Below are 13,766 nucleotides of genomic sequence, written 5' to 3' on the forward strand. Positions count from 1 at the left end.
CTATTTAAGAAATTCCGGTTTTCTGAAATCAGGATCTGGATAAGTGTAAAAGCCCTTACCAGATTCAAGACCAATGTTACCTTGGTCAATCATATCCTTGAATTTTTCGGAAGCTTTTTTAACTTCTGGGTTAGTTGACATCTTAGTGATATCATACATGGTTTTCATCCCAATAATGTCCATAATAGCGAAAGGACCAAGTGGTGCACCAGTTCCAATCATCCATGCCTTATCGATCGTTTCAGGATCAGAAACGCCATTGTTCCAGAGGACTAAAGCATCTGATAGAAATGGTACTAACAGTGAGTTTAATAGGTAACCCGGTTGTTCCTTGTTAACTAGGATTGGAACCATTCCAATTTCACGTGAAAACCGTTCCATCTCTTTTGGAAGATCCTTATTAGTTTTAGATTGTGACATGATTTCAGCGGTATTGTTTTTCCAAATTGAGTTAGCGAAGTGGTAACCCAAATACTTGTCAGGACGACCAGTAGCATCAGCAAACTGTGATGGTAGTAAAGTCGAAGTGTTAGTAACGATAACAGTATCTGGATCAGCTAAATCGTTGAACTTTTTGTAAAAGTCATTTTTAACATCTGGATCCTCAGAAAGAGCCTCGATAACTAAGTCAGCACCCTTAAGAGCGGCCTTTAAATCAGTGGTGTAATGGAGATGTTCCTCTGCGTTCTTGACCTGTTCATCGGTAGCTCCAATGTCTTTTTTTACTGCTTTTTCCCAACGAGCTACTCGCGCCTTAGCACGATCGAGTGAGCCGTCTGAACGGCCCCAAATAGTAGTGTTTTTTCCGTGAAAAGCCGACATGAAAGCAATTTGTGAGCCTAAGGTGCCTCCACCGACAATGACAACGTTATTGAATGTCATGGTGATTTCCTCCTATATATTTACTTATTATCCACTTCTATTCTATGCTAGTGAAAGCGCTTAAGCAACCTTCTTTATCTGTTATAAATGACAATGGTTGCAAGCCAGAGTAAATTAGTTAAAATATTAACTAAATTGTTAATGGAGGTTCAAAATGATGAGTGAGATTAGAAGGGTAACGATTGATGATATTAGTGCTTTACGAGCCATTAGTCGGGAAACGTTTGCCGAGACGTTTGGAACCGAAAATAAACCTGAAAATTTAAATCAATACTTGGATAATGCCTACGATCCGGAAAAATTAAAGAATGAAATTTCTGATCCTAATTCTCAATTTTATTTTGCCTACGTTGATGGAAAATTAGCTGGTTATCTAAAGTTAAACGTTGATGATGCTCAATCTGAAGAAATGGGTCCGCATCTCTTAGAAGTGGAACGAATTTATTTGAAAAAAGAATTTAAACGTCACGGTCTAGGAACCGAATTGATTGATTTGGCTGTTAATGAGGCGCAGAAAAAAGGGAAAGGAAAGGTTTGGCTTGGCGTGTGGGAACATAATAATGCTGGACTGAAGTTCTATCAAAAAATGGGATTTAAGCAAGTTGGGGATCATGTTTTTCAATTGGGCAAGAGTGCTCAGCGTGATTTGATAATGGAAAAACCAATTAGTGGTAACATTAAGTAAGTAGTTAATAATCTTAATTGGGAAAGTTGGTTCTTTCGTTGTTATTTAATGGTATTTTTCTTTTAATTGCTAGCATCATTGCCGGAACGTTGAGTAGTGTCGTTGGCATGGCAAGTGTGATTCTTTATCCGGCACTTTTGTTTGTTGGATTACCACCAATTATGGCAAACGTCACGATTACGGTGGGAATTATTTTTAGCGGAACGAGTGCCGTCTTGTCATCGAGACGAGAGCTCAAAGGACAGGGTTCGGTCACTCTTCACGTTATGCTATTTGCGGTCATTGGTGCGGTTATTGGATCAATTATCCTGTTACATAGTTCCAATAAAAGCTTTCAAGATGTTGCTCCTTTTGTCATCTTACTGTCTGGAGTTTTAATGTTAATTCCAAAACGACAGTCAACGTTTGCTTCTGAAAGTATTTCAAAAACAGCGAGTGCAATTGCCGCGATTGCCATTGTGATTGTCGGGATTTACGTTGGCTACTTCGGTGCCAGCGGCGGAGTGCTAATGGCTGCCATCCTGATTCGAATTATCGATGCACCATACGCTATTTGTAATGCGGTCCGAAACGTGACGACTTTAACCATGAACGCAGTATCAGCTGTCATCTTTATTTTTACGACACCAATTAGTTGGAGTGCTTTAGTGGTGCTTGCCATTGGGCTGTTTATTGGTGGGTACATTGGTCCCATTATTGTCAGAGTGATTCCATCAGCTGTAATGAAATACACGGTTGCGATCGGTGCGATTATCCTGGCTGCTTTCTTAGCATATCAGGCATATTTTTAAAAAAGATGAATGTAGGGAAAATATTATGTGGAATTTAATTTTTTTAGTAGTGGCAGGAGTTGTTAGTGGGGTGCTTGAAAGTACGGTTGGACTGGCCAGTTTGGTTGCTTATCCAGCGATGCTTCTGGCAGGATTTGCACCGATCGTTGCAAACGTTACCAACACGGTTGGCTTTGCCTTTAGTGATTCAAGTGCCATTTTAGCGTCCCAAAAAGAACTTAAGGGACAAAGCAAAGTCATCTTTAAGGTTACCATCTGTGCTGGAATTGGGACCATTATTGGTTCTTTAATTTTACTTAACAGTTCGAATAAAAGTTTTGAAAACGTTGCCCCAATCATCATTATGATTTCGGGAGTTTTGATGTTGCTGCCAAAGAGTCAAAAACAATTATCTGAGACGCATATGACCGTGTGGGGGAAAATAATTACCGCCATTGCACTTCTTTTTGTTGGGATGTATTTAGGTTACTTTGGTGCTGGCGGAGGAGTCATGTTGATTGCGATTTTACTTCGAGCCGTTAATCAACCCTATGCTGTTTGTAATGCAATCCGAAATTTTGTTTCTTTAATTTTGAACTGGATTTCGGCCATCATATTTATGTTTACGATGCCAATTAATTGGGTGGCTTTGATTGCCATCACAGTTGGGTTACTAGTAGGTGGATATATTGGGCCGTCAGTCGTACGTCATATTCCATCCAATGTTATGAAGTATGGGGTTGGGATCGGTGCCATTGTATTAGCGATTTGTTTGGGAATTAAGACTTATTAATAAAACAAGGAGAAAGTGGAAGTTTGATTTTAAAGTATTTCTTATTGATTTTTGCTGGGATTTTAAGCGGAATTATGGGAACCGCTGTGGGACTTGCTAGCGTTGTTTCATATCCAGCAATGTTGGCTTCCGGACTATCACCAATCGTTTCTAGTGTGACTAACATCGTTGGTTTTGCGTTTAGTAACATGAGCGCAGTGGCTTCATCTCAAAGAGAATTAAAGGGTCAAAGTAAAACCATTCTAAAAGTGGTTATTTTTGCCGGAATCGGATCCGCACTTGGTTCTTTAATCCTTCTTCATAGTTCCAACAAGAGCTTTGCGGATATCGCACCAGTTGTCATCATGTTGTCTGGGATTTTGATCATGCTACCAAAGAGTCAAAAGCAGTTAATGAAAACCCATTTGGGATTATGGGGTAAGACCATTACCGCCATCGCACTGACGTTGGTTGGAATGTACTTAGGTTATTTTGGTGCTGGTGGTGGAATTTTGATCATGGCGATTTTAATGCGAGCCTTAAATGAGTCATATGCCGTGGATAATGCCATTCGAAATGTGATATCACTAGTTATGAATTGGATCTCGGCTTTGATCTTTATTTTTACAATTCAGATTAACTGGCCAGTTCTGATTACGTTAACGATTGGATTGATGATTGGCGGATACATTGGACCAGCCATCGTACGTCTCATCCCATCCAATATCATGAAGTACGGGGTCGGAATCTTGGCAATTTTATTGGCCATTTATTTAGGAATTAAAACTTACTAATCCTGTTGCAACCAGCCTATGATTATGGTATTTTTAAATCAAATAAGATATGACAATAAAGAGGACGAGTACCATTAATTTCTTTTATAGCGAGTCGAAGTTGGTGAGAGTTCGATAAAGAGTTAATGGGAAAAACACCTTGAGTTTTAAAGCTTGAACGAAGTAGGGCTAACGGTCGCAATCCGTTATCATTGTGTGAGTTGGTTTATGTTACATAAACAATATGGGTGGTACCGCGATGACCTCGTCCCTTTTTGAGATGAGGTCTTTTTTATTGTCTAAAAAGGAGTTGTTAAGTATGAAAGAACAAAACGTTTTAGCAAAAGATTTGTACACTAAGAAACACGATTTTGGTAATGAATCAGTAGTTCTAGAAGGATGGATTCGAACCATTCGTAATTCTAAAAAAATTGCCTTTATCGAAATCAACGACGGTTCATACATTAAGAATGTTCAGGTAATTGTCAAGAGTGATCTAGATAACTTTGATGACATCATCAAACTGCCGATTAGTTCAACTCTGAAAGTAATTGGAAAACTCGTGGACACCCCAGACGCCCCACAGCCATTTGAAATTCATGCGGAGCAAGTTAAGATTGAGGGTGTTTCTGATCTAGACTATCCACTGCAAAAGAAGAAGCAATCACTTGAGTACCTTCGTTCTATTGCACATTTACGTCCTCGAACCAATACTTTTTACGCTGTTTTCAAGATTCGTTCGATGGCAGCCTTTGCGATTCATGAATACATGCAAAAACACGGCTTTATCTATGTAAACACTCCCATTGTTACTAGTAGTGACACGGAGGGTGCTGGTGAGATGTTTCAGATCACTAGCTTAGATCAAAATGACCTTCCAAAGGATAAAAATGGTAAAGTCGATTACTCAAAGGATTTCTTTGGTCAAGAGACGAACTTAACCGTTAGTGGACAATTACCAGTCGAGGCCTTTGCTTTGGCATTTAGAAACGTATATACCTTTGGTCCAACTTTTAGAGCTGAAAATTCGCATACTAAACGCCACGCTGCCGAATTTTGGATGATTGAACCAGAGATGGCCTTTGCTGATCTTGATGACATTATTAAGACGTCTGAGGACATGTTAAAGTATGTTATTAATTATTTACTTGAAAATGCTGCAGAGGACCTCCAGTTCTTAAATGATAACGTCGACGGCAACTTACTTAAGTTGCTTCAAACTACTGTGAACGAGAAGTTTGCGCGGATCACGTATACTGAAGCCATTGACTTGCTTGAAAAAGCCGACGTTGAGTTTAAATATCCGGTTAAGTGGGGGATTGATTTAAAGGCTGAACACGAACGTTATCTATCCGAAAAAGTGTTTAGCAAACCCGTGTTTGTCACCGATTATCCACGCAATATCAAAGCCTTCTATATGCGTGATAACGACGATGGTAAGACCGTTGCTGCTTCAGACCTTCTGGTTCCAAGAATTGGTGAACTAGTTGGAGGAAGCCAACGAGAAGAGCGTGAGCAAGAATTGGCTGACAAAATGGATGAATTTCATTTATCAAAGGATGAGTACGAGTGGTACCTCGAATTACGTAAATACGGTGGTACTAAGCACTCTGGCTTTGGAATTGGCTTCGAACGATTACTGATGTATGTCACTGGGATGGATAATATTCGTGATGTTATCCCTTATCCAAGAACCCAAGGTAGTATTAAATTTTAGACTAAAATGAGCCCATGAGAAATCATGAGCTTTTTGTTATCTTTTGTAACAATTCAAATGAAAAAATGATAGTCTATAAATAGCTATTAAATTAGTACAAATCGAAAAGGAGCGCTTTATATGGCAAAAAGTAATGGACTTAGTAGATTAGAAAGATTTTGGTTTATTACCATCATGTTAATCGGTACTTTCACCATGTCGATTAGTCAGTCATCACTATCGACGGCTTATCCCACGTTGATGAAGTACTTTGATATCTCAGCATCAACCGTTCAATGGTTAACGACTGGTTTTATGATCATCATGTGTATCATGATGCCGATCAGTCCTTGGTTGTTGAACAACATGAGTTTTAAGAAACTCTTTATGGGAGTTTTACTGATGTTTGATCTCGGGACGTTAATCATTTTAATCAGCAATAGTTTTACGTGGGTGCTGATTGGGAGAGCCTTAGAGGCAATTGCCGTTGGAATTTTGTTTCCATCGTATCAAACGGTTTTACTAAATATCACACCGGAAGATGATCGAGGAACAATCATGGGAGTTGCCGGACTGGTTATGGGTTCAGCTCTGGCGTGTGGACCAATCATTTCGGGAATCGTTTTGAAGTTTACCACTTGGCGTGGTTTGTTTGATGTCTTCATTGTGATTATCACTGCTGTATTCCTGATTTCATTCTTTGTGATGAAAGACGTTATGCCACGAATTAAATCAAAGTTAGATTGGCTTTCAATCATCTATTCATTTGGTTTGATTGGGATTTTGTATGTAATTAGTGAAATTGCTAAACCAAACAATAACTATGGAATGCTTTTACTCATCCTGATTATTAGTATCGTTTTGATTGCGTTGTTTGTTTTCCGTCAGTTTAGAATCAGCAATCCACTATTGAACTTAAACGTTTTAAAGACGTTTAACTATGATTTGGCGGTACTCTTAACCGGATTCTCATACATTTCATTGATTGTGGTTACCATTATCTTCCCGTTGTATTATCAACAGGTATTGGGAGTATCACCATTCATTTCCGGGATGGCACTAGTTCCTGGAGCTGTTTTCTTAAGTATCTTGAACCCAATCACGGGTACGATTGTTGATAAAATTGGATTTAAGCCAGTTATGTTAACAGGAATGTTGATGATTGTGCTGGGATGGGCCATTTTAGCATTTTTCCCAATTTACAATATTTGGGGCATGATGGTTCTGGCAATGCTCATTGAAGGTGGAAACGCTTTTGTCATGATGCCTGCGGTTACGCTTGGGGCCGATTCACTGCCGGAAGATTTGATTTCTTATGGAACGGCTTTAATTACGACGGTCAGACAGGTACTTGGGTCAACCGGAGTTGCGGTTGCTACGATTGTATTAGTGAGAGCAACTGGATTCTTCAAACTCAGCATGCCGGCGATGCCAGCTCAGGTTAATGGATTCCACATGGTTTACTGGGTCTTCTTGGTAATTGCGGTTATCGGGCTACTGTTTGCGGTTATGATTAGAACGCCAAAAAAAGATCAAAAATAATTAAAAACGTATTTTAGGTGGAAATCAAATGATTTCCATCTTTTTTTGCTGAAATAAGCTTATTTCACAAAGTATTGCTTTAATTACTTAAATTAATGGATTTGCAATCGTGATGTAATCATTTGGTATTAATCCTAACCTATCATAGAAAGTGTAGGATGATTGTAAAATAATGCACAATAAATTAATAAAGGAGCTGGTAAGATGTTCAAAGGATTAATCAGAGGTGTAACAGTAGCGATTGCGGCGTTAGGTTTATTTGATGTCGTAAACATCGCCACTAACCAAAATCAAGTATCCGCAAGTAGAGCCCATTTTTCAAACGTTAAGCGGGTTGCGACTAGTGAGCTTGGTAAATCATATTCGTACGGTGCAGTCGGACCCAACAGTTTTGATTGCTCTGGCTTTACTCAATATGTCATGAAAAATGGTGCTAATCGTAATATTGTAAGAACAGCACAGGCTCAATACGATGCTTATAAGCATGTTAGAAAGAGTAAAATCAAAAAAGGTGACTTAGTCTTCTTTGGTTCAAGTAAAAGTGACATTTACCACGTTGGGATTGCTTTAAACAAACATCAAATGATTGATGCACAAAATCGCGGAGTGGTGGTTGAGCCAATTCACGCCCCGTGGTGGCATTTAGTGGGTGTTTCGCGTCCAGTTTCATTTACTAAGAAAACAGTTCAAAATTCCGTCCGGTTTTAATTAGCCTGACGGCTTTTTTGACTTCTCCAACTTTGCTGATTACTATGTAGGCAAATGTTGAAGGGAGTGCATTTCAAGTGCTAAGAAAAGACGAGCCATTTTTACCGATTACATCAAGAAAGGAACTTCGGGACTGGTTTACCGAAAACTGCAAGAGAGAAGATTGTCTGTGGATCCCGGTCAGTATGAGTAAAACGACTGAAGAAAAGATGTTTTATTTGGATATCGTCGAAGAAGCACTGTGCTTTGGCTGGGTCGATGGTCTGCACAAAAGTTCAGATGAGACTGGACTAGCTCAACGTCTTACTCCTCGAAAGGAAAACAGTAATTGGACCGAGCTCAACAAGGAGCGGGCTCGAAGACTAATTAAATTAGGTTTAATGACTGATGAAGGTCAAAAAGTGTTACCAGATTTGTCGCCTAAATCGTTTAAGATTATCCAGCCAGTTAAACGGGCTTTAAAACGTGACCCGAATGTATGGAATAATTTTAACCAGTTTCCTGATTTGTACCAACGAGTTCGTGTTGATGGCGTTCAATCACGCTTGAAATTTAGTAAACCTCAATCATATAAACATCGGTTGCATAAATTGGTAAAGAAGACGAGAGCCAATGAGATGTATGGTGGTTGGTGTGATGATGGAAGGTTGTTGCATTATTAATTTCTTAATTATTAATAATAAATGAATCTTTCCATACTTTTGAATATTGCTGATTAATTTGTTTTGCTGTAAGAATATTGTTATCAAAGGTAGAAAATGAATTATCCGGAACAGTTATCTTAAATCCCAAATGAAATCCTACTTTGATGGTAGTATCAACACAATACTCAGTTTGTGCACCACATGTTTCAATGGTATCCACTGATTGACTGTTTAAAAATGATTCTAAACCAGTTTCATAAAATGAATCAGGAACATACTTATTAAAGTATCTGTCCTGAGGTAGGTTATTAATATTGTGATTAAGCTGCCATTCTTCACTGTTAATGTGCATTGATTCACTGATATGTTGCATAAAAATGATTGGTGAATTATGTTTTCGGTAGTAGTTTATTCTTTTGTTTATATTGTTTATAATTGAGTCCATCTTATATATTTTTTTTAGACCTTCTTGCATATCAATTATTAATAGTGCTTTCATAATTTCATCTCTCAAACAAATAATTTACATCATTGTACAACGATTATTTGAAATAGGTATATTGTAGAATTCTTTTTGTTTGTGTAATATATAAATATGTAAGTAGATATTTAAACAAGATGATAAAGGAATTCAAATGCCTAAAAAATATTTAACCAGTGGGACACGTACCAGTCATACGTATCAGTTTTATAAGGAACGCAGAAATGATCCAAGTTGGCGGGAAGATTACTTAGAGGTTAAATCAAAACGAAGACGTAATTTTCTGATGAAATTAGTTTCAGGGGTTGTGATTGTATTGATTGGGTTCTTTCTGTTTAACCATTATGCTGGTGCTTTAATAAGTAGAATACAAAATGAGTTTAGACGGAATCCTTCATCAATAATTTCAAATCGAACTTCCAATCAACATAATTCAGCACAAATAACTCCTAATTCTTCTCAAGCAGAAACAGGAGCAACTCCAGCAAATAGTAACAATAATCAGGCTGAAAATGATGTTAAGCAAACAAGCACTTTGACAGAACCAATTGCTAAACAAATATTAGAGAAAGAAACACCTTATTTCCAAAATACGACTACTAATAAAATTAGTTATTGGAATTATGGTGGTAAACTATCTGGAGATCAGACGGGATATTGGTTTATAACTCAAAACGCTACTAGTGATATTGGATTAGAGGGGACCGTTAAAGATAATGGGGACGGAACTGCTCACATATCAGAAAACGTTGTTTCAAAAGCAACCGGTCCACATTCTTCAAATTTAGAAAAAGATGTGACAATTCCACGTTAAGCTTATAAAACACAAAAAAGCGAACCAATCAATTTAATGACTGGTTCGCTTTTAATTATGGAGGCGGCGGGATTTGAACCCGCGTCCGAGCATATTGCCTCCTGAACGTCTACATTCGTAGGCTAATCATTTGAAGTTCACTGTACAATCCGCAATTAGTCAATGCTAGCATGCACAGCTAATCTGATTAATCTCTTCATACTACTTCAGATGGGAGCAGTAAGCGTATCCTATTAAAGGTAGGACCTAGGACTGATCCATAGGAAAAATCAGCTAGATCTACGTCAAGCGCTTATTAGGCAGCTACGGCGTAAGAATTGTTATTATTTTTTGCAGTTATAATTAAACTGAGCGATTTGACGCATCGTCGTACGGAATGCAATTCAGGCTCAAACTATACCCGTCGAATCCATAACGCCCCCGACAGACACATTATTACTATACCATGATATCTGCCTAATTTACAGTAATTTAGATCAGGTTAAAATGCTTCAGTCCGTTGACAATTCCGTGGTCGGTATTTTTGGTGGTAATGAATTCACCATGTGGTTTGACGTTTGGAAGTCCATTACCCATTACGACCGGATGATCAACGTAGTCTAACATTGGGATGTCGTTATTACCGTCTCCAAACGCGTATGTTGGGATTCCAGTTAGTCCAGCAGTGTTTATTAATTGCTTGATTCCAGTAGCCTTAGAAACGTCATGAACGACCACATCAATTGAATAGGGCGAGTTACGGTAAAAGGTTAGGACATCTCCAAAGTTTTCTACGTAGTCAGTATCCAGATCAGTGTTGGTAACCACCATCATGTTAATAGGATTTTCGTGCCAATACTTTTTTGTGACAATGGTTGGAAGTGGAGCATGGACGTGTTCAAAGGCTTTAACTGCCAATTCATCGTGATTGGTAATGGCACCACGTTTTTGGTTCAGTAAAACTAATGTATTATCGTGTTTTTTAACAAAGCTATACAAACGATCAATGATTTTGGGGTTGATTGTATTAGAAAAGACTTCTTGGTTTCTTAACATTCCAAAATCACCGTTTGCGGCTACCACGGAATCAATCTTGGTTTTCTCTAACGTATCTCTGATTTCAAAAAGATTCCTTCCGGTTGAGATTACCGGAAGGCCACCGTGTTTTCTGATTTCATCCATTGCGTTTGCAACTTCATCGTTCACCTTTGAATTTTCATCAAACAAGGTTCTATCTAAGTCAAAAAATACTAAATATTTATACATAATCGAATCTCCTTTGCTTATTATTTTAACATATGACCTACTTTGCAATCCTACTAATTAATCGTGATTACATGTACAATGAGATAGGAAGCGATTTTTAGAGGAGAATAAAATAATATGAAAAAAGTTGAAATAACCGGTAAAGCCGTCAAAAAATTTGAGGGCGGTTATCCACAAATTAGTGAAAAAGATTTAGTTAGCGAAGCGGATTTTAGCAACGGCGAGGTCGTGGCTTTAATTAAGGGAGATCATTTCGTTGCCAGTGCTTACTTTGGCAAACAAGCTGGGGGAATCGGTTGGATTTTGGATCGCAGGAAAAATCAATCTATTGACGATCGTTTCTTTGGTCATTTATTTAGTCAGGCTTTCAGTAAACGCATTTTACTTCAAGATGAAGGCATTGATATTCATCGCCTGTTTAACGGACAGGGAGACGGTTTGGCCGGAATTACGATTGACAGCTACGATGGTCAAGACGTGATTACTTGGGAAAATGCTGGAATTTACCAATTGCGAAATCAGTTGATTCCAATCATTGTTAATCAATTGGGGAGTTACCAGAATTTATACGAGTATCAGCAGTTTGAACATGGTTCTGAAATCAAGTCAGTTGAAAACGCTAGTCCCGATCCTGTAGGCTCGGCTAATGTCTTGGAGGGTGAAGTAACGTATCCAATTAGTTTACAGAACGCCAAAACGACAGGATTAGACATTATTTATCGCGATGTAAGACAGGACGTTTTTGATCAATCACAAGATAAAGTTGGTCTAAATTTATTTTATGAGGGAACCGGAGTTGCTAGTGCCATGATTGGTGGTGGTAGCGTTAAGACCGTTAATGTTGACGATAGTAATCGTGCTAAATCTCAATTGATTAATGAAATTGATGCTAATGGATACATGATCGGTGCCCAAGAGGTCAGAAAAATGAGTGTCTTTGGGTACTTAGATTATGCGCAAAAACATGATTTGAAGTTTGACTTAATCACCGTTAACGTGCCTGTCTTTGTTAGAGATAAAAAGAATCGGTTTGAGATTAAGCGTGACTTACAAGCTCTCGTTAGTGCGGTAAGTCAAGTTGCTAGTAAGGATGCGTCCGTCTTCTTTACCACAGATACCAATAAAATGAATTCGAAAAGGTTTCGGTCTGAAATCTCGGATGCATTTGCCGCAAACGGTGTTAACGTTAATTTTGGAAAAACTTACTCTAACCCAAATGATTTTCCGATTGACCATGATTATGAACGTGAGGGATCGTTTAAAGGGATCAATGTGCGGATTAAATAAGAACTAATATAATAAAATTAACAGAGCAAAAACATCATTATGTAATTAATTTTTGTTGTATAATGTAAGCGATATTATAGAAAGTGGGGATAGTGTAATGGCTTATTTGAAATTTGATGATTCTAAGTTAAGCAAGTTTGTACATCCGGATGAGTTGCCTGAGATTCAAGCGATGGTGACTGCAGCGGATAAAGAGTTAAGGGATGGCACTGGTGCTGGAAATGATTTCCGGGATTGGTTAGATCTTCCAGAAAATTATGACAAAGATGAGTTCGCAAGAATTCAAAAAGCGGCTGACAAAATCAAGTCTGATTCAAAGGTTTTAGTTGTAATTGGAATTGGTGGTTCATATTTAGGTGCCAAGATGGCCGTTGATTTTCTAAATGGAACCTTTTATAACTCTGAACCTGACGACAAGCGTCGTGGTGTCAAAGTTGTCTTTGCGGGTAATTCACTTAGTGCTCCATACATTCATGATTTGTTGAACTACATTGGTGACGATGACTTTTCAATTAACATCATTTCTAAATCTGGGACAACCACTGAGCCAGCAATTGCTTTCCGAATTTTCAAGGAAAAGTTAGTTAAAAAGTATGGTGAAGATGAAGCTAACAAACGAATTTATGCTACTACTGATGCTCATCGAGGTGCTTTGAAACAAGAAGCCGACGCTAACGGCTACGAAACCTTCGTAATTCCAGATGGTGTTGGTGGACGTTACTCAGTTCTTACCCCAGTTGGTTTATTACCAATTGCTGCTACCGGTGCTGACATTAGTCAATTAATGAAGGGTGCACTTGATTCTTCCAAAGAATACACCAATCCAGATGTTAATAAAAACGATGCCTATCGTTACGCTGCGTTGAGAAATATCCTTTACAGAAAGGGTTATACCACTGAATTACTCGAAAACTACGAACCAAACATGAGAATGTTCTCAGAATGGTGGAAGCAGTTAATGGGTGAGTCAGAAGGAAAAGACCAAAAGGGAATTTATCCATCATCAGCTAACTTTACAACTGATCTTCATTCATTAGGTCAATACATTCAAGAGGGGTTACGTGATCTGATTGAAACGGTTGTTAAATTAGATAAGCCTGATGACGATATTGCGATTCCAAAGGAAGAGTCAAACCTTGATGGTCTTAAATACCTTCAAGATGACACGGTTAACGAAGTTAATACCAAAGCCTATGAAGGGGTTGTTTTAGCTCATACCGATGGTGGGGTTCCAGTTATGACCGTTCATATTCCTGATCAATCAGAATATTCACTAGGTTACTTGATTTACTTCTTTGAAGTTGCGGTTGCTATTTCTGGTTACCTAAATGGCATTAATCCATTCAATCAACCAGGCGTTGAAGCATACAAGAATAATATGTACGCACTATTAGGTAAACCTGGTTACGAAGAATTAACCAAGAAACTGGATGCAGAATTAAAAAAGGAAAACAATAACTAAATAGA

At 38.2% G+C, this 13,766-nt stretch carries 14 protein-coding genes, 1 other RNA gene and 1 other annotated feature; of the genes, 11 read left to right on the top strand and 4 right to left on the bottom strand.

Going from position 1 to position 13,766, the window contains the following annotated elements; translation table 11 throughout:
• On the bottom strand, window positions 1-882 hold the full coding sequence (locus tag AC6UDA_RS05435) for a 3-hydroxyacyl-CoA dehydrogenase (protein WP_500711215.1): 882 nt from the start codon (window positions 880-882) through the stop codon (window positions 1-3).
• Window positions 883-1,039: 157 nt separating this feature from the next.
• Between AC6UDA_RS05435 and AC6UDA_RS05440 the strand changes: the two genes are divergently transcribed.
• From AC6UDA_RS05440 to AC6UDA_RS05475, 8 genes are all read left to right on the top strand, one after another.
• Complete coding sequence (locus AC6UDA_RS05440; RefSeq protein ID WP_500711217.1) at window positions 1,040-1,567, top strand: GNAT family N-acetyltransferase; 528 nt, start codon at window positions 1,040-1,042, stop codon at window positions 1,565-1,567.
• Between the two features lie 17 nt (window positions 1,568-1,584).
• A complete protein-coding gene (locus AC6UDA_RS05445) occupies window positions 1,585-2,358 on the top strand; it encodes a sulfite exporter TauE/SafE family protein (protein WP_500711219.1) in 774 nt (257 codons plus the stop codon).
• 25 nt (window positions 2,359-2,383) lie between these two features.
• Window positions 2,384-3,130 (top strand): sulfite exporter TauE/SafE family protein, encoded by a 747-nt coding sequence (locus tag AC6UDA_RS05450; protein WP_500696847.1) that lies wholly within the window; start codon window positions 2,384-2,386, stop codon window positions 3,128-3,130.
• 23 nt (window positions 3,131-3,153) lie between these two features.
• Window positions 3,154-3,903, top strand: coding sequence for a sulfite exporter TauE/SafE family protein (locus AC6UDA_RS05455; protein ID WP_500711221.1), 750 nt, complete (start codon window positions 3,154-3,156; stop codon window positions 3,901-3,903).
• Window positions 3,904-3,949: 46 nt separating this feature from the next.
• Window positions 3,950-4,158, top strand: a binding site (T-box leader).
• Between the two features lie 43 nt (window positions 4,159-4,201).
• The gene (asnS, locus tag AC6UDA_RS05460) at window positions 4,202-5,599 is read left to right on the top strand and encodes an asparagine--tRNA ligase (RefSeq protein ID WP_500711223.1); all 1,398 of its coding nucleotides are present in this window, start codon (window positions 4,202-4,204) and stop codon (window positions 5,597-5,599) included.
• A 120-nt stretch (window positions 5,600-5,719) separates the two neighbouring features.
• Complete coding sequence (locus AC6UDA_RS05465; RefSeq protein ID WP_500701357.1) at window positions 5,720-7,120, top strand: DHA2 family efflux MFS transporter permease subunit; 1,401 nt, start codon at window positions 5,720-5,722, stop codon at window positions 7,118-7,120.
• Window positions 7,121-7,324: 204 nt separating this feature from the next.
• On the top strand, window positions 7,325-7,828 hold the full coding sequence (locus AC6UDA_RS05470) for a C40 family peptidase (RefSeq protein ID WP_500711225.1): 504 nt from the start codon (window positions 7,325-7,327) through the stop codon (window positions 7,826-7,828).
• 77 nt (window positions 7,829-7,905) lie between these two features.
• The gene (locus AC6UDA_RS05475) at window positions 7,906-8,490 is read left to right on the top strand and encodes a YdeI/OmpD-associated family protein (protein WP_500711227.1); all 585 of its coding nucleotides are present in this window, start codon (window positions 7,906-7,908) and stop codon (window positions 8,488-8,490) included.
• A 4-nt stretch (window positions 8,491-8,494) separates the two neighbouring features.
• Here AC6UDA_RS05475 and AC6UDA_RS05480 read toward each other — a convergent pair whose 3' ends face one another.
• Window positions 8,495-8,971, bottom strand: a complete 477-nt coding sequence (locus AC6UDA_RS05480; protein WP_500711229.1) for an isochorismatase family protein — start codon at window positions 8,969-8,971, stop codon at window positions 8,495-8,497.
• A gap of 136 nt (window positions 8,972-9,107) precedes the next feature.
• Between AC6UDA_RS05480 and AC6UDA_RS05485 the strand changes: the two genes are divergently transcribed.
• Window positions 9,108-9,767, top strand: coding sequence for a hypothetical protein (locus AC6UDA_RS05485; RefSeq protein ID WP_500694332.1), 660 nt, complete (start codon window positions 9,108-9,110; stop codon window positions 9,765-9,767).
• A gap of 55 nt (window positions 9,768-9,822) precedes the next feature.
• Here the strand turns inward: AC6UDA_RS05485 and ssrA are convergent.
• Window positions 9,823-10,189, bottom strand: a transfer-messenger RNA (tmRNA) gene (gene ssrA / locus AC6UDA_RS05490).
• Window positions 10,190-10,238: 49 nt separating this feature from the next.
• On the bottom strand, window positions 10,239-11,012 hold the full coding sequence (locus AC6UDA_RS05495; RefSeq protein WP_500711231.1) for a Cof-type HAD-IIB family hydrolase: 774 nt from the start codon (window positions 11,010-11,012) through the stop codon (window positions 10,239-10,241).
• Between the two features lie 117 nt (window positions 11,013-11,129).
• Here AC6UDA_RS05495 and AC6UDA_RS05500 point away from each other — a divergent pair, with 117 nt between their 5' ends.
• Window positions 11,130-12,299 (top strand): class I SAM-dependent methyltransferase, encoded by a 1,170-nt coding sequence (locus tag AC6UDA_RS05500; RefSeq protein WP_500711233.1) that lies wholly within the window; start codon window positions 11,130-11,132, stop codon window positions 12,297-12,299.
• Between the two features lie 97 nt (window positions 12,300-12,396).
• Entirely contained in the window at window positions 12,397-13,761 is a 1,365-nt protein-coding gene (locus AC6UDA_RS05505) for a glucose-6-phosphate isomerase (RefSeq protein WP_500694335.1), read from the top strand.
• The last annotated feature ends 5 nt before the right edge of the window (window positions 13,762-13,766 follow it).

Source organism: Fructilactobacillus sp. X8R4C1, from assembly GCF_059900905.1.